The 20,807-nt window shown below is 61.3% G+C and carries 18 protein-coding genes; 12 read left to right on the forward strand and 6 right to left on the reverse strand.

All coding sequences use genetic code 11. From position 1 onward, the window contains the following. Window positions 1-3 precede the first annotated feature (3 nt). A complete protein-coding gene (locus ACYVRZ_RS06780) occupies window positions 4-1,083 on the reverse strand; it encodes an AEC family transporter (RefSeq protein WP_461225887.1) in 1,080 nt (359 codons plus the stop codon). A 1,148-nt stretch (window positions 1,084-2,231) separates the two neighbouring features. On the opposite strand from ACYVRZ_RS06780, the gene ACYVRZ_RS06785 reads away from it, so the two are divergent. The 6 genes from ACYVRZ_RS06785 to ACYVRZ_RS06810 all read left to right on the forward strand — a co-directional run bounded on the left by ACYVRZ_RS06785 (window position 2,232) and on the right by ACYVRZ_RS06810 (window position 7,177). After that, window positions 2,232-2,762 (forward strand): hypothetical protein, encoded by a 531-nt coding sequence (locus ACYVRZ_RS06785; protein ID WP_461225888.1) that lies wholly within the window; start codon window positions 2,232-2,234, stop codon window positions 2,760-2,762. A gap of 449 nt (window positions 2,763-3,211) precedes the next feature. Continuing rightward, window positions 3,212-4,036: a DUF6681 family protein gene (locus tag ACYVRZ_RS06790; protein WP_461225889.1), complete on the forward strand. Its 825-nt coding sequence runs from the start codon at window positions 3,212-3,214 to the stop codon at window positions 4,034-4,036. 252 nt (window positions 4,037-4,288) lie between these two features. After that, the gene (locus ACYVRZ_RS06795; protein ID WP_461225890.1) at window positions 4,289-5,026 is read left to right on the forward strand and encodes an amino acid ABC transporter ATP-binding protein; all 738 of its coding nucleotides are present in this window, start codon (window positions 4,289-4,291) and stop codon (window positions 5,024-5,026) included. Between the two features lie 49 nt (window positions 5,027-5,075). Beyond that, window positions 5,076-5,858, forward strand: coding sequence for a transporter substrate-binding domain-containing protein (locus ACYVRZ_RS06800; RefSeq protein WP_461225985.1), 783 nt, complete (start codon window positions 5,076-5,078; stop codon window positions 5,856-5,858). Continuing rightward, window positions 5,858-6,502: an amino acid ABC transporter permease gene (locus ACYVRZ_RS06805; protein WP_461225891.1), complete on the forward strand. Its 645-nt coding sequence runs from the start codon at window positions 5,858-5,860 to the stop codon at window positions 6,500-6,502. Before ACYVRZ_RS06800 ends, ACYVRZ_RS06805 begins: the two co-directional genes overlap by 1 nt. 15 nt (window positions 6,503-6,517) lie before the next feature. Further along, window positions 6,518-7,177, forward strand: a complete 660-nt coding sequence (locus ACYVRZ_RS06810; protein WP_461225892.1) for an amino acid ABC transporter permease — start codon at window positions 6,518-6,520, stop codon at window positions 7,175-7,177. 92 nt (window positions 7,178-7,269) lie between these two features. Here ACYVRZ_RS06810 and ACYVRZ_RS06815 read toward each other — a convergent pair whose 3' ends face one another. Continuing rightward, complete coding sequence (locus tag ACYVRZ_RS06815; RefSeq protein WP_461225893.1) at window positions 7,270-7,686, reverse strand: GNAT family N-acetyltransferase; 417 nt, start codon at window positions 7,684-7,686, stop codon at window positions 7,270-7,272. Continuing rightward, complete coding sequence (hflX, locus tag ACYVRZ_RS06820; RefSeq protein ID WP_461225894.1) at window positions 7,683-8,963, reverse strand: GTPase HflX; 1,281 nt, start codon at window positions 8,961-8,963, stop codon at window positions 7,683-7,685. The genes ACYVRZ_RS06815 and hflX overlap by 4 nt, the downstream gene beginning before the upstream one ends. A 368-nt stretch (window positions 8,964-9,331) precedes the next feature. Here hflX and ACYVRZ_RS06825 point away from each other — a divergent pair, with 368 nt between their 5' ends. The 4 genes from ACYVRZ_RS06825 to ACYVRZ_RS06840 all read left to right on the forward strand — a co-directional run bounded on the left by ACYVRZ_RS06825 (window position 9,332) and on the right by ACYVRZ_RS06840 (window position 12,922). Then, complete coding sequence (locus ACYVRZ_RS06825) at window positions 9,332-10,702, forward strand: MATE family efflux transporter (RefSeq protein WP_461225895.1); 1,371 nt, start codon at window positions 9,332-9,334, stop codon at window positions 10,700-10,702. Window positions 10,703-10,742: 40 nt separating this feature from the next. Beyond that, window positions 10,743-11,867: an AI-2E family transporter gene (locus ACYVRZ_RS06830; protein ID WP_461225896.1), complete on the forward strand. Its 1,125-nt coding sequence runs from the start codon at window positions 10,743-10,745 to the stop codon at window positions 11,865-11,867. Between the two features lie 16 nt (window positions 11,868-11,883). Next, window positions 11,884-12,609 carry a hypothetical protein gene (locus ACYVRZ_RS06835; RefSeq protein WP_461225897.1) on the forward strand — a complete coding sequence of 242 codons (726 nt, stop codon included), beginning with the start codon at window positions 11,884-11,886 and terminating at the stop codon, window positions 12,607-12,609. A gap of 70 nt (window positions 12,610-12,679) precedes the next feature. After that, the gene (locus ACYVRZ_RS06840) at window positions 12,680-12,922 is read left to right on the forward strand and encodes a YdeI/OmpD-associated family protein (protein ID WP_461225898.1); all 243 of its coding nucleotides are present in this window, start codon (window positions 12,680-12,682) and stop codon (window positions 12,920-12,922) included. Between the two features lie 73 nt (window positions 12,923-12,995). On the opposite strand, the gene ACYVRZ_RS06845 is transcribed toward ACYVRZ_RS06840, so the two are convergent. The 3 genes from ACYVRZ_RS06845 to ACYVRZ_RS06855 form a co-directional block, all read right to left on the reverse strand. Then, window positions 12,996-14,645 carry an APC family permease gene (locus tag ACYVRZ_RS06845; RefSeq protein ID WP_461225899.1) on the reverse strand — a complete coding sequence of 550 codons (1,650 nt, stop codon included), beginning with the start codon at window positions 14,643-14,645 and terminating at the stop codon, window positions 12,996-12,998. A 203-nt stretch (window positions 14,646-14,848) separates the two neighbouring features. Next, entirely contained in the window at window positions 14,849-16,153 is a 1,305-nt protein-coding gene (locus ACYVRZ_RS06850) for a D-serine ammonia-lyase (protein WP_461225900.1), read from the reverse strand. Between the two features lie 130 nt (window positions 16,154-16,283). Beyond that, window positions 16,284-17,927 carry an APC family permease gene (locus ACYVRZ_RS06855; RefSeq protein WP_461225901.1) on the reverse strand — a complete coding sequence of 548 codons (1,644 nt, stop codon included), beginning with the start codon at window positions 17,925-17,927 and terminating at the stop codon, window positions 16,284-16,286. A gap of 272 nt (window positions 17,928-18,199) precedes the next feature. Here ACYVRZ_RS06855 and ACYVRZ_RS06860 point away from each other — a divergent pair, with 272 nt between their 5' ends. After that, a complete protein-coding gene (locus ACYVRZ_RS06860; RefSeq protein WP_461225902.1) occupies window positions 18,200-18,958 on the forward strand; it encodes an ABC transporter ATP-binding protein in 759 nt (252 codons plus the stop codon). 9 nt (window positions 18,959-18,967) lie between these two features. Further along, the gene (locus ACYVRZ_RS06865; protein WP_461225903.1) at window positions 18,968-20,770 is read left to right on the forward strand and encodes an FtsX-like permease family protein; all 1,803 of its coding nucleotides are present in this window, start codon (window positions 18,968-18,970) and stop codon (window positions 20,768-20,770) included. The last annotated feature ends 37 nt before the right edge of the window (window positions 20,771-20,807 follow it).

A 20,807-nucleotide genomic window follows, 5' to 3' on the forward strand; every position in this document is an offset into this window, starting at 1 on the left:
TTTTTACTTGAACAGCCCGGTCGTGTTCAGAATCTGCAGAACCGCGATCCAAAACGGCATGGCGACGACGGCGACGATGGTCGATAGAAGCGACGCATCGGAGGCCATGACCGCCTCGTGGTCGAAGCTGATTGCGTAGGCCGAGGTGACCGCCGCGGTCGGGGTGGCCATCATGATGCACATCGTGGCCAAGGCGACGTAGCTGACCGGCATGATGCCGGTGGCGTTGAGGATCAGCAGCAGAATCAGGTTCAACAGCGGCACCAAGATGACCTTGTTCAGGCTGTAGTACCAGCTGGTGGAATCGGACGCGGCTTCCTTAAAGGAGATGGAGCCCAGCGTGATCCCGATGGCAAGCCAAGCCAGCGGTGAGGTCAGGTTGGCCAGGTACTGCAGTGGCTTGAACAGCCAAAGGGCGGTTTGGTCGATGCGGTAAAAGGCAACAGAGGCGGTACCGCCGCCGGCAACCACGGCGCCGTTAGCGGCAACCGCTGCGGTGACATGCGGCATCGCGTCTTGCACCAGCCAGAGGATCAGGCCGAGGAACGTCGCGATGACAACCGGGTTCAGGAACATTTTCTTTACGTTGTCGCGGTCCATCTTCAGACCGGACATGCGGATGTAGCCGTACGAGTAAAGGAAGATGCGGTAGCCGATGTTGAAAATCGAGCTGTACATCACGCCCTTAGGCCCGAGCACGGCGCCGACAATCGGAATCCCAAAGAAGGTGGTGGAGCCGAAAATCGTCAGAACGGAAAGCGTGGTTCGCTTGTCGCCCTTGTACTTCAGGTACGGCAGCGGGGTCACGAAGATCAAGATGATGTAAATCAAGATCCCCCAGACCAGAACGCTCATGCCCTGACGCAGCGTGTCGCCGTTGATCGGGGCCATGAAGGAGTTGAAGGCCAAGGCCGGCAGGGCCACGGCCAAGACAACCTTGGTCAGGACTTTCCCGAAGTCGGCCCCGAGGGTCCCGCGCTTGCGGAGGTAGAATCCCAGAAAAATGATGAAGATGACAGAGGTGATTGAACTAATAATGGCACTGTTCGTGAAGGTTTGCTTAATCGCGTCAACCAATCCCATGATGTGAACTTCCTTTCGGTTATTGTGAATTTGTTTACTAAGTCATCCTAAGGCTTGCTTGTGAAAAAACGAACTTTTTCGAACTAACGAAACCATATGTAACTAACGTAAGTGACGGACAATGCGACAGAGAAAACGCTACATTGGCACAGAAAACGGGAACCGGCCGGATGCTCACTGCCATTATCAAGGCCGTAATTGCGGGGATGTTACATAGTATTACTTTCACAAGCCGTTTTGAACGAGACAACACTGGTACAGTTTGGACCCTATATTTTGTCTGTTACTGTCACGACAAGGCGCGGGGCGAGGCGCCAAATTTTTGGCAATTTGCGAGCTTAAAATTTGCCAGGTAACCGCTTACCTGATAAGCTAAACTCAAGTGATCACTAGGATAGGGGTCGGTGGCCGGCCACCGTGACAAACCCTTCTTCGGCGGCGATCCAGTGGCAAGCGCCACGCTACCTCACGCAGACCAGGCCCCAGCCCGGCCCCGTCATCGATGATATCAGTGGAACCCGTCGCACTAGGGGGCGGGAATCATTAATCGTAGTGGATAACCGGTTGCAGTGTTATCAAACGCCCAACTCCAAGTACGGAGGTAGCTGCGGGCGGGCGAGGCGGCCGGGACGCGTACCGGCCAGCACGACAAACCATTCCGGCGGCCCGGAAGGCGTGCTGGCTCAGGCGGCGTAACCTGTTTTAGATTCAAAGCACGACCGCCTGCTCAGGCGTGTGGATGTCACCGCACGGCGCAGTCCTGAGTCAGGAGGGTACGACCCCAGCCCCCGCGAACCACAAGCGCGGCCTGGGAAGGCGGCACCGCGCGGCAGCTTCAGGCTGCCGGCCGGTGCCGGACAGGTGCGGGACCTGGTTTTGGCCCCAGTGCGGCGCTGCAGCGTCGTGCTGGGATCGAAACCTGGCCACCCAACGCCTTGTCGACACCCACGTGACCACAACGCCCAGATCCGCTGACGGGGTACTTCCCGTCGGCGGATTTGGTGCGTCTTTGTTTAACTTTCATAAACTTGACTATTTCGTCCCGTTTTACGCACACATCTACGCTACAATTGAAGCAAGATGTTTGGGCGAGACGCCCGGATGACCCATTGGTCGCCGGTGGCTGGTTTTGCCGAAAGGAGTTTCCCATGGCTTATCGCACCCCGCCGCTGCTGTCGCCGGCAGCGATTGTTTCTATTATTATCCTGATTAGCGGCTACAGCCTGATTAATAATGCGGTCAATCCGTCCAGCACCCCCAAGTCGCGCGAGGCGCAAAGATCGCTGGCCTCCAGCCTGAAGGCCAAAAACAGCAGCAAGAGCAGCAGCGAGCCGGCGGCCACCAGCAGCAGTGCCTCAACCGCCAGCAAGGCGCCCGAAAAACCGGCCGCCGGTGACGACAGCACGGCTTCGAGTTCATCCAGCAGTAGCACCAAAGCCACGACCGGCACTGACCAAACCACGGATGGGAACGAGACGACCACCGGGACCACCGGCGACACTGACGACGGCACAACCAAGGATACGACGACCACCGGCAGCGGCGACACCACGACCGGCACCGATGGCGACACGACCGGCGACACCACGGGTAACACCACCGGAGGGACGACCGGTGACGCCACCGGCGACGCCGGGTCCGGCAGCAGCAGTAAGGCCAGCAGCGGTTCGACGAAGTAGCTGGCCGGCCGGACGCCCCGCTAACGGCTAGGCTACCCGTCCCGCTAACCCCGCCGTGGTCCACCCTCGAAACGGGTTCCCCACGGCAACGCGGAAGCGGCTAGCTACGCCGCGTCACTCGCGGCCAGGCCCGGGCCTCAAGCGCCACGGCTAGGCTACCCGTCCCGCTAATCCCGCCGTGGTCCACCCTTTAAATGGGTTCCGCGGCGCATCGCCGCCGCGTCCAGCTAGGGCCGGCACTCGGGGCCAAATGCCGCCCCAAGCGCCAGCCCTGCGCTGGCCGGTCGGCTGACCGCACCGCTGCACCCTCGAAACGGGTTCCCCACGGCAACGCGGGAGCGGCTAGCTACGCCGCGTCACTCGCGGCCAGGCCCGGGCCTCAAGCGCCACGGCTAGGCTACCCGTCCCGCTAACCCCGCCGTGGTCCACCCTCTGAAAGGAAGTATTCCATGCTCACTGCTCTTGATCTGCTCAACCGCGCGTTGAGTTACTTCAACATTCAGGACAAGGCGAAGGGGAAGGCCTTCACCATCGTGGCCTTCGGCGCCAATTTTTACCTGCTGTACCAGGCGATTCGGCACCTGCGCTACGTCAACTACCGCGTCGGCGGGGTGCTGTTCTTGCTGGCCTTTTTAGTGCTACTGTACTTCATCGTGCTGAATTTCTTCTATTACTTTACGGACAAGCAGATGAAGTGGGACGTGTCGCCGAAGGTCGAGAAGCTGCTCGGCGGCAATCCGCAGGCGGCCAAGGCGGCGGAGGCCGCGCTACTGCAGCGGACCAACCTCGGGGCCTCCAATGGGCTGTTCACCGAAGCGCGGCTCTTACCGGCGACGGTGGTGGTCGACCAGGCCAACCTGGATGCGCTGGTCGACCAGCTGCGCCAAAGCGGGGCGTTGACCGAGAACTACCAAGGGCTGGACGAACGCGCGATTGCGCGAGTGGTCGCCCACACCCATCAGCCGGTGGCGGCAATCGGCGGTCCGTTCGAGCTGCCGTACTTCGCCCTGACCCAAAGCGGCAAGCAGCTGGTGATCGAGGGCGGTCTGAACGCGCTGACGCCGACCACCTTGGGGACAATCACGCGGGTGGGGCTGATGCCGACCGCCGCGGCCCTGAAGGATTACCAACTGGCGCTGGCCCATGTGTTCCTGACCGGCGGCGAGGTGATGCAGCCCGGCCGCCACGGGCTTATCCAAAAGGTCACGCCTTATACTATTTCCGCCCAGCTCGCCTATACCGTTCGCCCGGACGTTCAGGCCCCGCGGGACTAACCAAAACTAAATTTGCGACCGTGCGAAAAAACCGGTAAGATTATTTTAATGATTTTATCGGCTGACGCACGGTCTTTTAGTGTCCAAGCGCGAGCCTGATTGCTTGCCACCAAGAATTTGGCTAGGGTATGATGGTAGTGGTCTAGGTAAAATCCCGCCGGCACCCCACACGGAGGCTTGGCCAAAAGCCAAACATTCGCCGGGCCGGTGCGTCGGCCGTACACAAACGCATGCTTAAAAGGAGGCGATTCGATGTCAATGATCGAGTTTCACGACGTCGAGAAGTATTATGGGAAGTTTCACGCACTCAAGGACATCAATCTGACCATCGACCGCGGCGAAGTGGTCACGATCATCGGGCCGTCCGGATCGGGCAAAAGCACGCTGCTGCGAACCATCAACGGGCTGGAGCGAATCACGGAAGGCAAACTTATCGTGAATGATTTTGACCTCGCCGAGAAAAACACCAACATGGACAAGATTCGCAAGAACGTCGGCATGGTGTTCCAGCACTTCAATCTTTACGCAAACAAAACCGTTATTGATAACATTACGCTCGGCCCGCGCCTGGTGCTGCACCGCGACCGCGCCGAGGTCGAGAAAGAGGCGCTTGAGCTGCTCGACATGGTCGGGCTCAAGGATCAGGCCAAGAAATACCCGGCGGCCCTGTCCGGCGGCCAAAAGCAGCGCGTCGCCATCGCCCGCAGCTTGGCGATGAAGCCCCGCGCGATTCTCTTCGACGAGCCGACCTCGGCGCTGGACCCCGAAATGATCGGTGACGTCTTGGACGTCATGCAGACCATCGCCAAGCAAGGCATGACCATGGTCGTGGTGACCCACGAAATGGGCTTTGCCAAGCGCGTTGGCGACCGCATCATCTTCATGGCGGACGGCCAGATTCTCGAGGACGCCACCGACGTCGCCGGCTTCTTCGATCACCCGAAGGATCTCCGGGCGCAGGAGTTCATCAGCAAGATTTTCAACCACTAGGAGGGCGCCTATGCACAAGCTAAAATTATGGCTCACGGCCGTCGCCCTCATGGTGGTGGCCGGCGTGGCGGCAGGGTGCGGCGCAAGCGTTGCCGACCAAGACGCCTTGGCCCACGCCAAGAAAACCGACACGATTGTCTGGGGCGTCAAGGCCGACACCCGGCTGTTCGGCCTGATGAACACCAAGACCGGTAAGATTCAGGGCTTTGAAATCGACATGGCTAACGCCTTGACCAAGCAGGTGCTGGGTAAGTCGGCCAAGGCCACCCTGGTGCAGGTCACCTCGGACACCCGGGTGCCGATGCTCAAGGGCGGCAACCTGGACGCGGTGATCGCGACCATGACCATCACCCCGGAGCGGCAGAAGGTTTTAGACTTCACGGATTCTTACTTCAAGGCCGGCCAGTCGCTGTTGGTCAAAAAAGGTAGCAAAATCAAGTCGATCAAGGACCTGACCGCTGGCACCAAGGTGATCGGCGTTCAGGGCTCCAACTCGGTCGACAACGTCAAAAAGGCCGCCCCGCAAACCACGGTGCTGCAGCTGGCCGATTACGCCCAGGCGTTCACGGCGCTGAAGTCCGGGCAAGGCGACGCGCTGAGCACCGACAACGGCATTTTGTACGGGATGTCTCAGCAAGACCCCGGTTACGTGGTGGTCGGCGGCACCTTCACCAAGGAACCGTACGGCATCGCGCTGAACCAGGGCCAGACCAACCTGCGCAAGGCGCTGAACAAGGCGCTGGTTCAGCTTCGGGCCAACGGCACCTACGAGCGGCTGATCAACAAGTGGTTCGCCGACATTCCGGGCTTTGACATCAAGGAGGTGGAGTAATGCTGAACATTTTGACCAACAACTTCGGCACCCTGATGTCCGGGCTCGGCTACACGCTGCTGTCCAGCCTGATCGCCTTGGTATTCTCCCTGATCATCGGCACCGTCTTTGCGCTGATGGAAATCTCGCCGCTCAAGTGGGTGCGGGTGATCGGCAAGACTTACGTCGAGGTGATCCGCAATATTCCGCTGCTGGTCATCACCATGGGCTTTTACGTCATCGTGCCCAAGTACCTGCTGCCGGTGGATGGCTTCACGGCCGGGACCATCGGCCTGACCATCTACACCAGCGCCTTCATCGCCGAAACGGTGCGAGCCGGCATCGAGTCGGTCGCCGTCGGCCAGATGGAAGGGGCCCGCTCCGTCGGGCTGTCCTACGCGCAGGCGATGCGCCAGATTGTGTTCCCCCAGGCGATTAAGATCGTGATTCCGCCGCTGGGCAACCAGTTCATCAACCTGGTCAAGAACTCGTCGATTCTGGCCTTCGTCGCCGGTTTCGACCTGATGTACCAGGGCAAAATCATCGCCAACGCGACCTTCAACACCTTCGACACCTACCTGGTGGTCGGGCTGCTCTACCTGGTGTTGACGATGCCAATGTCGTACCTGATGCGGCACCTCGAAAAGAAATGGGTCACGGCCTAGAAAGGGGGAAGTGCCATGCAAAGCTTCATCGATGCGTATTCGCAAGTTAACCTGCACTACCTCCTGGAGGGCCTGTGGGTCACCGTGGAGGTCTCCGTCACCTCCATCGTGTTCAGCTTCCTGATCGGGACGCTTCTGGGCATTGCCCGGTACGTCAACGTGCGGTTCTTCTCGGCCTTCGTTGGTTTCATCATCGACCTGATCCGGAACCTGCCGCTGCTCTTGATTCTCTTTTTCACCTACTTCGCGCTGCCGCGAATCGGCATTCGCCTGGGCGTGATTCCCGCGTCCATCGTCGCAATGAGCATCTTCGAATCCGCGATGCTGGCCGAGATCGTGCGGTCGGGTATCAATGCGGTGCCGACCGGCCAGATGGAGGCCGCCCGTAGCAACGGGATGTCTTACGTGCAGGCGATGATTCACATCATCTTGCCGCAGGCGTTCAAGGCGATGATTCCGCCGATCGTCTCCCAGTTCATCTCGCTGGTCAAAGACACCAGCCTGGCGACCATCATCCTGCTGCCGGAGCTGACCTACCACGCCCAGATCATCTACGGGCAAGACGTCAACTACACGATTCCGATGTTCGTCGCGCTAGCCGTCTTGTACTTCGTGGTCAACTACGCGCTGTCGCTCGGGGCCCGGCTGATCAACCGCCGCCTGAACCACGCGTGATGGCATCCACTGCCCCTGGCCATTTGGCCGGGGGCTTTTTTGCTGGATTTCGGGCACCAAAAAACGCCTCGCAGGTGCGAGGCGTTGTGGGGTCACTGGCGCGCGTCCACGATGAACGCGACTTCTGCGGCCTGGCCCGCCGCAGTGAAGCCGGCAGCCAGGTAGAACTGGCGCGCAACGGCGGTGTCGTCGGCGAGCAGCACCACTTGGCCCGGCCGCGGTTCCGCGGCGCGAAGCCTGGACAGCAGCGCCGAACCGATGCCCTGGCGCTGCCAGTCCGGCGCCACCAGCAGGTCCTGCACGTAGAGGATCGTGCGGTGGTCGGTGACGGCGCGGACCAGGCCGCATAGGGTGGCACCGGCGGTTGCCCACAGTACGGTCGAGGCGGTCAGGGCGGCCAAGGTGTTGGCCGGGTCCGCCAGGTAGGCGGTCCAGCCGACTTTGGCGTACAGGTCGAGCACGGCCGCATCGGTGACGGCGGCCGGCCGCGCCGTGTGATAGGTGATCATTTGGCGTCCTCAAGCAGGTACGGCCGCAGCTGGCCGGCCTGGATTGGGTTGACCACCGTCTTGATCTTGGTGCCGTCTGCGGTGTAGTCGGTCGCAATCACGCCGGTTTCGCGGTTGATGAAGTCGACCAGGCTGCCCTTGGCGAAGGGAATCAGGTAGGTGTTGGTCTCGTTGTCGGCGAACACCTTGCCTTCGATCAGCTCGACCAGCTTGTTGAGCGACTTGGCATCCCTGGCGGAGTAGACGAACTGGTTGCCGTTGACCTCCGGGAACACCGTGTCGTCACGCAGGTCGGCCTTGTTGAAGGCGTAGATCATCGGGATGTTTTCGATGCCGATGCTCTGCAACGTTTTTTCGGTGACCGCCATCATGTCCTGGTAGTGCGGGTCGGCGTAATCGACCACCTGGATCAGCAGGTCGGCGTTGGCCGCCTCGGCCAGGGTCGCCTTGAAGGAGTCGACCAGCTTGTGCGGGAGCTTCGAGACGAAGCCGACGGTATCGGACAACAGGAACTTGCGGTGATCCGGCAGCGTAATCTGCCGCACCGAGGTGTCGAGCGTCGCGAACAGCATGTCCTTTTCGAAGACCTGCTTGGTTTCGGGGTGGTCGGCAAACAGGTCGAGCAGGCCGTTCATCGTGGTGGACTTGCCGGCGTTGGTGTAGCCGACCAAGGCGACCACCGGCAGCTCGTTGTCCAGGCGTTTTTGGCGCCGCACGTCTTCGCCGATGTCGGCGTCCTTGAGCTCCTGGCGCAGCCGGGCGATGCGCTTGTTCAACACCCGCTTGTCCATCTCGAGCTTGGATTCGCCGGCCCCGCGGTTGGTCAGGCCACCGCCGCCTTGCTGGTCCAGCTTGTTGGCGCTTGGGTGCAGCCGGGGCAGGGCGTACTGCAGTTGGGCGATTTCGACTTGGGTCTTGGCCGTCTTGCTTTGGGCCCGGTTGGCGAAAATCTCGAGGATCAGCTGGGTGCGGTCGATCACGTGCAGCTTGGTAACTTTTTCGATGTTGCGCAGCTGCGACGGGGACAGCTCGTCGTTAACCAAGATGGTGGTCGCGTCGAGGGCCCGGGCGAGCTCGGCGATTTCCTCGACCTTGCCGGTGCCGAAGTAAAAGCCCGCGGTCGAGCGGTCGAGGTTTTGGCGCGATTCGCCGACGACGTTGTAGTTGTTAGCCCGGGCGAGCTCGGCGAGCTCTTGCATCGTGTAGTCGAAGTTCTCCTGACCGCGCGAAATGCCGGTGGTGATTACTTTTTCTTGTGGTTGTTGTGTTTCAGTCATACAGTTCTCCTTTGGGGTGGCGCCGCCGCGGCTTTTTGGGCACAAAAAAAGGAAGCCCAGTAGCTTCCTCTATTGACCGGACTGGTCCCGTAGATTCGACTCGCTGCAGTGGCGCACTAGGCGCAAGTTATCCAATTGTCTGGGTGGCCACTGTCTTCAAACGCATCGCGGATCGACTCCTTTCAATTTCTAGGATAAGTGTAACACACATCAGGCGCCGCGCCAAACGTTACTGTCGCTGTTCGGCTGCCGCGCGGCCGGTGGCGGCAGGCGACACGGCTGCGATTGCCGGGGCGGGGGCTTGTTTTTTTCCCTGCATCGGGTACGATTGACCTAAATCGCAAGGGCTTTCAAATACGGAGGATGACGTGGGTAAATTCAGGCAGCTGTTGCAGCGGTTCTTTTCGGGGGAGACCTTCGATTACCGCGCGGTGTTCGGGCTCCTCGGGCCGGTGGTGGTCGATCAGTTCTTTTTGGTGTCGTTCAATTTTTTGAACACCGCCATGATCGCAAGCTCCGGGGCGGCGGCCATCAGCGCCGTCAACATGGTCGGCTCGGTCAATGTGTTTCTGATTCAGATCTTCGTTGCCGTCGGCCTCGGCGGCACGGTGCTGATCGCCCAGTACTTCGGGGCCGGTGAGCGCAGCCGGCTCGGCCACGTGGTCAACGGCACGATTTACGGTGCGGTGTTGACCGGGCTGGTGCTGGCCATCGTGTTCGGACTGCTGCACAACGGCATTCTCAGCGCGTTGTTCGGCGCCGCCAGCCCCGCGGTGATGCGAAACGCCAGGCTGTACATGCTCGGCGTCTTGTTCAGCTACCCCTTTGAGGCGATGGTCGAAGGCACCAACGGCAGCCTGCGCGGCATCGGCCGCACCAAGAACTCGTTGCAGTTGTCGCTTGCGATGAACATGATGTACCTGTGCTTCAACTTGATCACCATCACCTGGCTGCACCTGGGCGTGGTCGGCATGATCATCGCGTTGAACCTGTCGCGCTGGCTGGCGGCGGCTTTGGCGGTGTGGATGCTGGCGTCGCACCGCGACCTGTTCGCCCTGACCTGGCGGCTGATGCGGCGCGTCGACTGGCGCATGCTCCAAAAGGTGCTGGTGGTTTGCGTCCCCTTCGCGGCGGAAGGCGTGTTTTTCAACGGCGGCAAGATCTTGATTCAGATGATGATTGTGATGCTTGGCACCCAGGCCATCGTGACCAACGCGATTGTCGGCTCCTGGGCCCAGATGTCTGAGATTATCCCCAGCGCCTTGGGCACGGCCTTGGTGCCGATCGTCGGCCAGTGCGTCGGTCGCCACAACCTGAGGGATGCCCGGAAAATCACCAAGTCCTTCGTCGGCCTGGGCATCGGCGCCTTCGTGCTGGGCGATTCGCTCTTGCTCGCGCTGTTCAAGCCGGGCATTCGGCTGTTCTCGCCGACGCCAGCGATTCTGCCGGTGATCTTCTTATCTTACTGCATCTTCGTCGGGATGCACCTGCTGTTTTGGACCGTCAGCTTCGTGCTACCCAACGCCTTGCGAGCGGCCGGCGACGGCAAGTTCACCACGATCGTGTCTTTGGCTTCGATGTGGGCCTTTCGCGTGGTCGGCGTCTACGTCTTCGCGGTTCGCATGGGCTACGGGGTGCCTGGGGTCTGCGCCATCATGGGCCTGGAGTGGGGCGTTCGCGGCGGCATTTTCATCCGGCGCTTTGCCGGCGACAAGTGGTACCAAAACAAGCTGATTTGAGTTTGGTATAATGGCGTTAATCTAATTGAAGGAGCTCCTTATGAAAATTTCCCGTTCCCAAGTTCTGCACCTTGCCGTGGGGGCGGCGGTGTTTCTGCTTGTCATCTTGTATCCGGCCCAGCTGTGGGCCGGCCTCAAGACCTTGTTGAGCGTGTTGACGCCGCTGGTGATCGGTGCGGCCTTAGCCTACTGCATGAACCTGATTGTGGTGCGGCTGGAAAAGGTGCTTTGGCCCCACGCCACCGCCAAGGCCGCCCAGAAGCTGCGGCGGCCGGCCGCCATCGTCTCGGCCATCGTGCTGACGGTGGTGATTTTGGCCGGGGTGTTGCGCCTGGTGGTGCCGCAGTTCATCGCGGCGCTTGACGGCTTTTTCACCAGCCTACCCGAGACCTTGACCAAGCTCAACGACTGGCTGACCAAGTCCGATCAGGCGACCGCCTTGACCAAGAAGCTGGCAAGCGCCGACATCGACTGGACCAGCATTCAGACCAAGGTCACCAAGTACCTGTCGGCCGGCGTGTCCGGGTTGTTCTCCGGCTCGCTGTCTTTGGTCGGCTCCGTCTTCTCCGGAGTGGTCAACTTCATCTTGGCCTTCACCTTCGCCATCTACCTGGTCGCCGGCAAGGAAGGCATCGGCAGCCGGCTGAACCGCGTCGGCGCCGCCTTTTTGCCGACCAAGTTCATGGCTAAGCTGCACTACCTGCTGCACGAGGCCGACCTGATGTTCTCGCGCTTCATCGTCGGGCAGGTGACCGAGGCCTTCATCCTCGGGACGCTGTGTACCCTGGGGATGCTGCTGTTTCGCTTCCCCAACGCCGGCTCGATCGGCGCGTTCATCGGCATGACCGCGCTGATTCCGATGCTCGGCGCCTACATCGGCGGGGCGATCGGCTTTGTTTTGATCGTCGTAGTCAGCCCCTTGAAGGCCGTGTTGTTCGTGGTTTACCTGGTGGTGCTGCAGCAGCTCGAGGGCAACTTGATCTACCCGCGGGTGGTCGGCGGCTCGATCGGGCTGCCGGGCATCGTGGTGCTGGCGGCCGTCACCATCGGCTCGGGCCTCGGCGGCATCTTGGGGATGCTGCTCGGGGTGCCGCTGGCCGCGACGGCCTACCGCCTGATTCGCAACGCAACATGGCAAAAAGAGGGCCGGCCGCTCAGTGAGTGACCGGAGAAAGGACACCATGACCACTTCACAAAATGACGCGCTGACCGTGACCACCGAACCCGCCACCATTCGCCTGCAGGCCGGGGCCCAGCCACCGGTGGCCGGTGCGGTCAGCCTGTACTTGGATGGCGCCACGCTGTTGGGCATCGACGTCGCGGTCGCGGCGGCGACCCGCACGATGATCATCGATTCGGCAGAGGACCTGCCGGCGCGTTACCTGGCGGCGGCGATTGCCGCTCAGGCCGGTGCCAAGGTGACCTACGCGCCGCAGCCGGTGCCGGCCAACCTCCAGCAGCCGGCCGCGGCGCTTTTGGCGGCCTTGACGCCGACGCTGACGCTGCTCGGGGTGGCGCTGGCTCCGGCCAAGAAGCGGCCGGCCAAGGCCCAGCACCGCTGGAGTAAGACCGTCTCGGCCGTGCCGTTCACCACGACCTTCGCCGGCACCCAGGCGACGGTATACTGGCAGCGGCGCAACGAGATGCGCCTGCTCGCCGGGGCCCGGCTCAAGCCCGAGGCCGACCTGAACGCCGACGGCAGCCTGGGCTTTTCCGCCCGGTTCGCCGCCCAGCTGCGCGGCGAGCACCAGGCAGCGATTGGCCCGGACTTCGTCACCACCGAGGACATCGTACTCAAAAGCACCAACGAAGTCGGCTTATTCCTGTATTTTGGCACCACCAACAGCTGGCTGCAGTTCGCAGACGCCGCCGGCCGGACGCTGGACGACTGGACCGTGGTGCGGTAAGCCGCGACCAAATACCGGCGCGTTTCGGCCTGGCTGGCGGAGCGCGACGTTGACCCGAAGGAGGAACACCATGCCTAACCAACCCCTGGCCGCATACGAGGCCGACATTCCCAAGGTGGCCGCAATGCTTGCTGACCAACCTGAGGCGCAGGCCTTTTTCACCGCCTTGACGCCGGGCTACCAGCGCGAATGGGCCCGTTACTTGTTCGGTGTGGCCAGCCCGGCCACCGCCGCCGCCCATCTGGCCAAGATGCTTGAGGTCTTCGCCGCCGGCTACAAGTCCAAACGGGCCTACGATTCGCGGCCCCGGTAGCCAACTTGCCTTGATGACACACAAAAACGCCGCAACCGGCCGGTTGCGGCGTTTTTGTGGTGGCGTGGTCGGCTTACAGGTCCTGGTTGACTACGCCGGTGCGGCCGTCCTTAGTGAAGTGGACGATCAGCCACAGCAAGGCACCGTCGACGATCACAATCAGCACCCAGCGCAGTGCGACGGCGAGGTGAACCAGCAGGTTGGTGTACATGCCGTAGCCGACCAGGCCGAGCAAGGCCAGGGCAACCACGATGGTGATGGCCCACCAGGTGCCGGGGCCAAAGGCGTTGCCGCGCTGCTGGCGCTTGGCGATCCAAGGCATGGAGAAGCCCAAGGCGACCATGCCGATTGGCACCAGGATGTTCAGCGTCAGCATCAAGGCGAAGGTGTCTTCGTTGGCGTCGGTCGGGAAGAACCCAAGCACCGCCAACAGGAAGGTGACCACCAGCATCCAGGTGCCGACGGCAAAGCCCAGCTTATCGTTTTTGATGTAGGTGTAATCCGGGGTCGGGTAGCGGTCCGAGTGCTTGCGAACCATCATGTAGGCCCAAAACAGGAACATCGTCGACAAAGGCGACACGATGCCGTTGAGGTTCAACAGCCAGTTAAAAATGTCGTTGATCTTCGGCAGCATCCCGCCCAGCGCCATGATCACGGCGCAGAGAATGGTGGTCAGCCAGTAGCCGTTGATCGGCAGGCCGTCGGAGTTCTTCTTGGTCAGCTGCCGCGGCATGAAGCGCTTGGCGACGTCGGATAGGAACACGCGCGTCGACGCGTCGAGGATCACCGCCAGCTGTGCGAGCATGTAGATGCCTTGCACGACGGCGAACAGGTACATCAAGGCGTTGCCCATCCCGAATTGCTGACCGATGGCCTGAAAGGCGTAGTAGGAACCGTTCATTTTCAGGTCGTTGGGCAGGTGATGGGCGTTGAAGTAGACGCCCAAAGAGAAGGTGCCAAGCAGCGTCAGGAACATCGTCATGATGGCGATCATCTTCAAGGCCTTGGGGAAGTCCTTGGCCGGGTGCTTCATGTCGGCGGTGTAAGGGGCCGCCAGCTCCGAGCCATTCATCGCAAAGACGAACAGGCCGAACGTCGACAGGAAGGACAAGGAGAAGAAGTGCTTGGGCATGAACGCGCTGAACTTGAACGGGTGGGTGGCAATCGGGTTGCCATGGGCCAGGCCGGCGAAGGTCATCACGACGAACAGCACGGTCATGATGAACATCGCGCCGCCGCCGATGGTCGACATCCATTCAAGCGACTTGTTCTTGAAGAAGTGCTGAATCCAGATGAACAAGACGAAGACCACGGCGGTGAAAACGCCGAACCACGCGTTGCCCATGTGGCTTTGGATGTCGCCGTTACCGTTGGTGATCCAGCCGAAGCTGATGACCACCGAGTTGGCGACGTCGACGACGTAAGGCAGCCCGGTGATCCAGTAGAACCACGCGGCGTAGTAGCCGACGGTGTCGCCGTTGACCTGGCGCATCCAGCTGGTGATGCCGCCGCCTTGCTCGGAGAAGGTCGACCCCATGTGGGCGACGATCAGGTTGTAGGGAATGACGTAGAAAATGGTCATCAAAACCCAGGACGTCACGGCGACGAGCCCTTGGTTCTGGAAGTTATAAATAATATCGTCGAAACCGATTACGGTGACGAAATCCATCAGGCCGACAACGACCCAGGGAATGTATTGCTTTTGCTTGGTTTCTGGTTCCATGGTTACCTCCCGGTAGCGGCTGTGCAACAGGCAGCGGCCGCTTCGGAAGGCGCCTTGTTTCGCGTCATCGTTCGCTCCTCCTAGCTCAAAAAAGTCCTTTGCCATTCTACCCGAGTTTGCAGGCCAACGAAAGCAGTTTTTCAGAAAAAATTTCCACTGCAAAAAGACCCGGCACCAGGCCGGGTCTTACCATGGCACGTCGCTCAGCGATTCAAGATGGCCTCACCGATGCGGCGGTTACGCGCGTGTTCTGCGGCCGGCACCAGCATCCCGCCGGTGGCCCAGACGATGTGGGTCGCAGCCGTCAGCGGGAACTGGCGCCCAAGCGCCGGTTGCGCCATGCGCAGCGCCGCGAAGCCGGCGGTGGCGGAGGGCTCCAGGAATTGGTTTTCGGTCGCCATCATCTCGGCGGTGTAGGCCATGATGCGGTCGTCTGCGAAGGTCGCGATGCCCCACAGCAGGGTCTTAAGCACCTTTCCGGCCAGCCGCGACGGCCGACCGACCGCCAGCCCGTCGGCCTCGGTCAGCCCGTCCAGGCCGATGTCCTCGACCGCGATGCCGTCGTTCAGGCCGGTGGCCATGCCCAGCACGACGGAAGGGACGTGCGTCGGCTCGGCGAAAATCGCGTGGACGTGCGGCCCGAGAATCGTCTTGAGGCCAAAGGTCGTGCCGCCCGGCGAGCCACCGACGCCGGCCGGCAGGTAGACGAACAGCGGGTGGTCCTTGTCGACTGGGATGTGCTGGTCGCGCAGCTGCTTTTGCAGGCGAATGGCCGCGACGCCGTAGCCCAAAAACAGGTCCTTGGAGCCTTCGTCGTCGATGAAAAAGGTGCTGGGGTCGGCCGCCGCCAGCTTGCGCCCGGCGGTGATCGCCTTGGTGAAGCTGCCCGGGTACTCGACCACGGTCACACCGACCTGGCGCAGCAGCGCCTTTTTCCACTGCTTGGCGTCTTGGGACATATGGACCGTGGTGCGAAAGCCCAGCTTGGCGGCCACGATGCCGATCGACAGGCCGAGGTTGCCGGTCGACCCCACGGCAATGCCGTAGCGGCCGAACAGGTTCGTGAAGGCGGGGTCGGCGAGCCTGGCGTAGTCGTCGCCGTAGACCAGGTCGCCGTGCTGCATCGCCACCTGCTCGGCGATCTTGAGGACCTCGTAGATGCCGCCGCGCGACTTGATGGAGCCGGAAATCGGCAGCTCGTTGTCGGCCTTGAGGTACAAGGCACCGGGCAGGTCATACCCCTCGCGAGCGGTCACGTGAGCCTGCATCGCGGCGATGCGGCGCAGCGGCGACTCCAGAATGCCGCCGGTGGCGGCGGTTTCCGGGAAGGCTTTGGCCAGGTACGGGGCGAAGCGGCGCAGCCGGGCTTCGGCGTCGAACAGGTCGGCGGCCGTCAGCGCAAGCGTCGGATCGGGCTTGCCGTAGTCGGGGTTGACCCACAGGGTTTCGCGCTGGGCGGCCAGGTCGGCCACCACCGGGGTGGTTGAGATCAATTGCTCGAGATTCATGTCGTCTCCTTTTGCCTCGCCCAAAAAAAGTGGTGGTCGCATCGCTGCGGCCACCACTCGTCTGGCGGGGAACTTTATTTCTGTCTGCCATATCATAAAACTTTTGGTGTCAGCAGGCAAGCCCGAGGGTCTACGCCTGCACGCCCTCGCGACCGTGCTTGGTCACCCCGGCGACCAAGGCCAGGCCGGCGGCAATCAGCACAACCGTCAGCCCCCACTGGGCCAAGGCCCCGCTGTGCGGCAGCAGGCGAACGAAGACACCGTAAGCGACGGCGGCGACCACGCCGACCGCCAAGGCGGCGGTGATTACCCACCAAGACGTCTGGCCGAAGGCGACGCCGCGGTTTTGCTGGCGCTTGGCCAGCCACGGCATCGTGAAGCCCAAGATAATCATCCCCACCGGCACGGCGATGTTCAAGATCAGCATCAGCGTGAAGGTGCGGGCGTTGGCGTCGGTCGGGAAGAACCCGAGCACCGCCAGCGCGAAGGTGACGACAAACATCCACAGCCCGACGAGAAAGCCGAGCTTATCGGACTTGATGTAGGTGTAATCCGGCGTCGGGAAGCGGTCGGAGTGCCGCCTTGCGCCCATGAACGCCCAAAACAGGAAGCAGGTCGCAAAGGGACTGACGATGCCGTTGAGGTCCAACAGCCAGTTGAAGATGTCGTTGATGCGCGGCAGCAGGCCACCCAGGGCCATGATGGTGCCGCAGATCGCGGTGGTCAGCCAGTAGCCGTTGATCGGCAGCCCGTCGGCGTTCATCTTGGTCAGCTGCTTGGGCAGGAACTTCTTGTTGGTGTCGGACAAGAAGATGCGCGTCGACGCGTCCAGCAGAATCGCCAGCTGCGCCAGGTCGTACATCAGCTGCGTGGCGGTGAAGATGTACAAGAGCAGGTTACCGACCCCGAACTGGTGGCCGATCAGCTGAAAGGCGTAGTAGTTCCCGTTCATCTTCAAGTCGTGCGGCAGGTCGTTGGCGTTGAAGTATACCCCCAAGGAGAACGTGCCGAACAGCGTGAGAAACATCGTCATGATCGCGATCATTTTCAGCGCCTTGGGGAAGTCCTTGGCCGGGTTCTTCATGTTCTTAGTGTAAGGCGCCGCAAGCTCCGCGCCGTTCATCGCAAAGACGAACAGGCCGAACGTCGACAAGAAGGACAGGGAGAAGAAGTTCTTGGGCATGAAGGCGTGCCAGTTGAACGGGTGCGTGGCGATCGGCCGGCCTTGGCTCAGGCCGACGAAGGTCATGATGACGAACAGCACCGTCATGCCGAACATCGCGATGCCGCCGATGGTGGACATCACCTCAAGCGACTTGTTCTTGAACAGGTGCTCAAGCCAGATGAAGGCGACGAACACGACGGCCGACAAAATGCCGAACCAGGCGTTGCCGACGTGGCTTTGGATGTGGCCGTTGCCGAACAGCAGCCAGCCGGCACTGATGATCACGGAGTTAGCGACGTCGACGACGTAAGGTAGCTCGGTGATCCAGTAGAACCACCCGGCGAAGTAGCCGACCGTGTCGCCGTTGGTCTGGCGCATCCAGCTAGTGATGCCGCCGCCTTCTTCCGAGAAGGTGGACCCCAGATGCGCGACGATCAGGTTGTACGGAATGACGTAGAAAAACGTCATCAGCACCCAGGTGAACAGGGCGACCAGCCCCTGGTTGCGGAAGTTATAAATAATGTCATCGAAGCCGATCACGGTGACGAAGTCCATCAAGCCAATGATGAACCACGGAATGTAGCGCGGTTGTTCTGAATCTGTTTTCAATGTTTTCCCCTTACAAGCGGTGAGCGACGGGCGACGCTCACCGGCCCGGGGCCTTGTTTCGGAACATGGCGACCTCCAAGTGTAACGGTGATTATTCTATAAGAAAATTCGTCTGAACGAAAGGTGTTTGCAGAAACTTTTGGCCGCGACGTGAAAAAAACATCGGTCCCGGGCCCGATTTGGCGGTGACAAAGGTGTAAGCCACTTGTTCGCGCATGGCGGTGCGAGCTGGGTTAAGATAGAATCACAGACAATTAATGGAGGCACAAAACATGCAGACTCAACCAGTGGTCGCCGTCGACGGTGTGACCAAGACATACGGCAAGGCCAATGAAAAGCAGTTCCAGGCCCTCAAAGGCGTGACCTTTGACGTGCAACCCGGCGAATTCGTCGGCATCATGGGGGCCAGCGGCTCGGGCAAAACCACGCTGCTCAACATTTTGTCGACGCTGGACCGGCCGACTTCGGGCCACGTCGCGATTAACGGCCAAGACGTCACCAAGCTGCGCGGCAACCACCTGAGCGACTTTCGCGCCAAGCAGGTCGGCTTCATCTTCCAGGACTTCAACCTGCTGGAGAACCTGACCGCCAGAGAGAACATCGCGCTGCCGATGGCGCTGCAAAACGCCAGCGCCAAGGCGCAGCAGGCCGCCGTCGCCAAGATCGCCACGACCTTGGGCATCGCCGCGGTGCTCGATCACTACCCGACGGAGCTGTCCGGCGGCCAAAAGCAGCGCGTCGCCGCCGCCCGGGCCCTGGTTCAAGAACCCGCCATCCTGTTTGGCGACGAGCCGACCGGGGCCTTGGACTCCCAGTCGGCCAAAGACCTCCTGGACACGATGCAGCAGCTCAACCAAAAGCAAGGCGTGTCGATTCTCTTGGTGACCCACGACCCGTTCTCCGCGAGCTACGCCAGCCGCATCCTGTTCATCAAGGACGGCCAGGTCGGTACCGAGCTGCGCCACGCCGGCAAGACTCAGGAGGCCTTTTACCAAGAGATCCTGACGACGCTTGGCACGTTCCAGAAGTAGGAGGGGCCTATGTTACGCAAACTTGCACTGGGCGGCATTCGCGCCCGTTTCCGCGATTACGCGGTCCTGTTCTCCGGGCTGGTGATCGCAAGCGCCGTGTTCTACATGTTCATGACCATGGCGACCAACAAGGCCTTCTTGGCCAGCAACTCCCCGATCAGCGCCACGCCGATCATCTTCGGCTTCGGCACCGTGCTTTTGGTGATCATCACCATGGTGTACATCGTCTACGCCAACACCTTCTTGATGAGCATGCGCCAGCGCGACTACGCGATGTTCATGATGCTCGGCGCCAAGTCGGGCAAAATCGCGCAGCTGATCTTTCTTGAAACCGTCGCGGTCGGCCTGGCTGCCGCCGTGGTCGGCATGGTGGTCGGCATGGGGCTGACCGCCGTGGCCGGCACGGTGTTTTTGGGGATGCTTCACGCCCCGGCGACGCATTTTGCCGTGGTGTGGCTGCCGGCGATTGCCGCCACGCTGGTCTTTTTCCTGGTGATGTTCGTGATTGCGGCCTTCGTCAACGCGGGGCGTCTGCTGAAGACGCCGGTGTTGAGCCTGCTTCACGCGACGACGTTGCCCAACCGCATCCAGCAAAAGGGTTGGGTGCTGGCGCTTCAGGCCGTCTTGGCCGTGCTGCTTTTGGCCATCGGCTACTGGATCATGGGGCAGCTGATGACCATCGGGGTGCCGGCGATCGGCATCGCCTTGGTCACCATCGTGCTGGGGACCTACTTCTTGTTCAACGCGCTGTTGGTCTGGGCCATCGGGCTGTTGCGGCGCAACCGGCGCTTCGCCGCCCGTGAGCTGCACGCCTTCACGCTGGGGCAGCTGACCTTCCGCATTCGCGATTACACCAAGATTTTGGCCGTCGTCGCGATGCTGTTCGCCTTGGCGCTGGGCGCCATCACCGTGGGGCTGGGCTTCAAGGACGCGATCCCCGAAATGGCGAGCCAGCAAGGCAAGTACGACCTGGTGCTGATGGCCCCGGATGCTTCGGCCAAGCAGTCGGCGGCCAAGCTGACCGGCGTGGTCAAGCAAGTCACGTACCAAGAGCGGGTGGTCGGCAAAACCGTCTACCTGAACGCCGCGGAGCTTGACGCCAAGCCGCTTGAGCTGGTGTTGTACCGCGGCCCTGGCAAGCTGATTCAAAAAAAGGTGACCGGGCAAAACTTTTCGAAGTACCAAGACGAAGGCTACAGCCAGCTGCAGGCGTTCAAGCTGCCGGGCGAGGAATTCTTCAAGGTGGTGTCGCAAAGCGCCTTTGCCAAGCTCGCCGGGCCGACCCGCACGGCGGTGGCCTACCAGCTGCAAGACGTCGGCGCCAACTACGACCGCATCGACGCCTTGCTGACGGCGCAAAACAAGCGCTACAAGATCGAAAGCGCAGATCAGTCCGGGCAGAAGTTCGTCACCTACGCGCTGATTAACAGCATGTTCGGCGGCCTGGCGTTCATGGGCTTCTTCCTCGGCCTGGCGTTCCTAGCGATGCTCGCGTCGACTTTGATGTTCAAGATTCTGAGCGGGGCGAGCTTTGACGCCTCCCGCTACCTGATGCTCCAAAAAATCGGGGTGCGGCAGGGACTCTTGAAAAAGTCCGTGCGGCAGGAAATCGGCGCGTTGTTCGCCTTCCCGGCGGGGCTGGGCATGGTGCATGTGCTGTTTGGCCTTCAGATGTTCAACGGCCTGCTGCAGCACCCGTACCGCGGTCTGTGGCTGCCCTTCGGGATTTTCCTGGTGCTTTACGCCGTCTATTACGGCCTGACCGTGTGGCTGTACGAAGGCATTGTGATCAAAAGGGACCTGGCCGCCTAGCGCGGCTTGGCGCCGGCGCGACGGTTGCGCCGGCGCC

The sequence above is a fragment of the Lacticaseibacillus suihuaensis genome (genome assembly GCF_054785075.1).

Bases quoted from the DNA above. Each gene is read 5' to 3' on its own strand.
- ACYVRZ_RS06780 (WP_461225887.1), bottom strand. From the start codon at position 1,083: ATGGGATTGGTTGACGCGATTAAGCAAACCTTCACGAACAGTGCCATT.
- ACYVRZ_RS06785 (WP_461225888.1), top strand. From the start codon at position 2,232: ATGGCTTATCGCACCCCGCCGCTGCTGTCGCCGGCAGCGATTGTTTCT.
- ACYVRZ_RS06790 (WP_461225889.1), top strand. From the start codon at position 3,212: ATGCTCACTGCTCTTGATCTGCTCAACCGCGCGTTGAGTTACTTCAAC.
- ACYVRZ_RS06795 (WP_461225890.1), top strand. From the start codon at position 4,289: ATGTCAATGATCGAGTTTCACGACGTCGAGAAGTATTATGGGAAGTTT.
- ACYVRZ_RS06800 (WP_461225985.1), top strand. From the start codon at position 5,076: ATGGTGGTGGCCGGCGTGGCGGCAGGGTGCGGCGCAAGCGTTGCCGAC.
- ACYVRZ_RS06805 (WP_461225891.1), top strand. From the start codon at position 5,858: ATGCTGAACATTTTGACCAACAACTTCGGCACCCTGATGTCCGGGCTC.
- ACYVRZ_RS06810 (WP_461225892.1), top strand. From the start codon at position 6,518: ATGCAAAGCTTCATCGATGCGTATTCGCAAGTTAACCTGCACTACCTC.
- ACYVRZ_RS06815 (WP_461225893.1), bottom strand. From the start codon at position 7,686: ATGATCACCTATCACACGGCGCGGCCGGCCGCCGTCACCGATGCGGCC.
- hflX (WP_461225894.1), bottom strand. From the start codon at position 8,963: ATGACTGAAACACAACAACCACAAGAAAAAGTAATCACCACCGGCATT.
- ACYVRZ_RS06830 (WP_461225896.1), top strand. From the start codon at position 10,743: ATGAAAATTTCCCGTTCCCAAGTTCTGCACCTTGCCGTGGGGGCGGCG.
- ACYVRZ_RS06835 (WP_461225897.1), top strand. From the start codon at position 11,884: ATGACCACTTCACAAAATGACGCGCTGACCGTGACCACCGAACCCGCC.
- ACYVRZ_RS06840 (WP_461225898.1), top strand. From the start codon at position 12,680: ATGCCTAACCAACCCCTGGCCGCATACGAGGCCGACATTCCCAAGGTG.
- ACYVRZ_RS06845 (WP_461225899.1), bottom strand. From the start codon at position 14,645: ATGGAACCAGAAACCAAGCAAAAGCAATACATTCCCTGGGTCGTTGTC.
- ACYVRZ_RS06850 (WP_461225900.1), bottom strand. From the start codon at position 16,153: ATGAATCTCGAGCAATTGATCTCAACCACCCCGGTGGTGGCCGACCTG.
- ACYVRZ_RS06860 (WP_461225902.1), top strand. From the start codon at position 18,200: ATGCAGACTCAACCAGTGGTCGCCGTCGACGGTGTGACCAAGACATAC.
- ACYVRZ_RS06865 (WP_461225903.1), top strand. From the start codon at position 18,968: ATGTTACGCAAACTTGCACTGGGCGGCATTCGCGCCCGTTTCCGCGAT.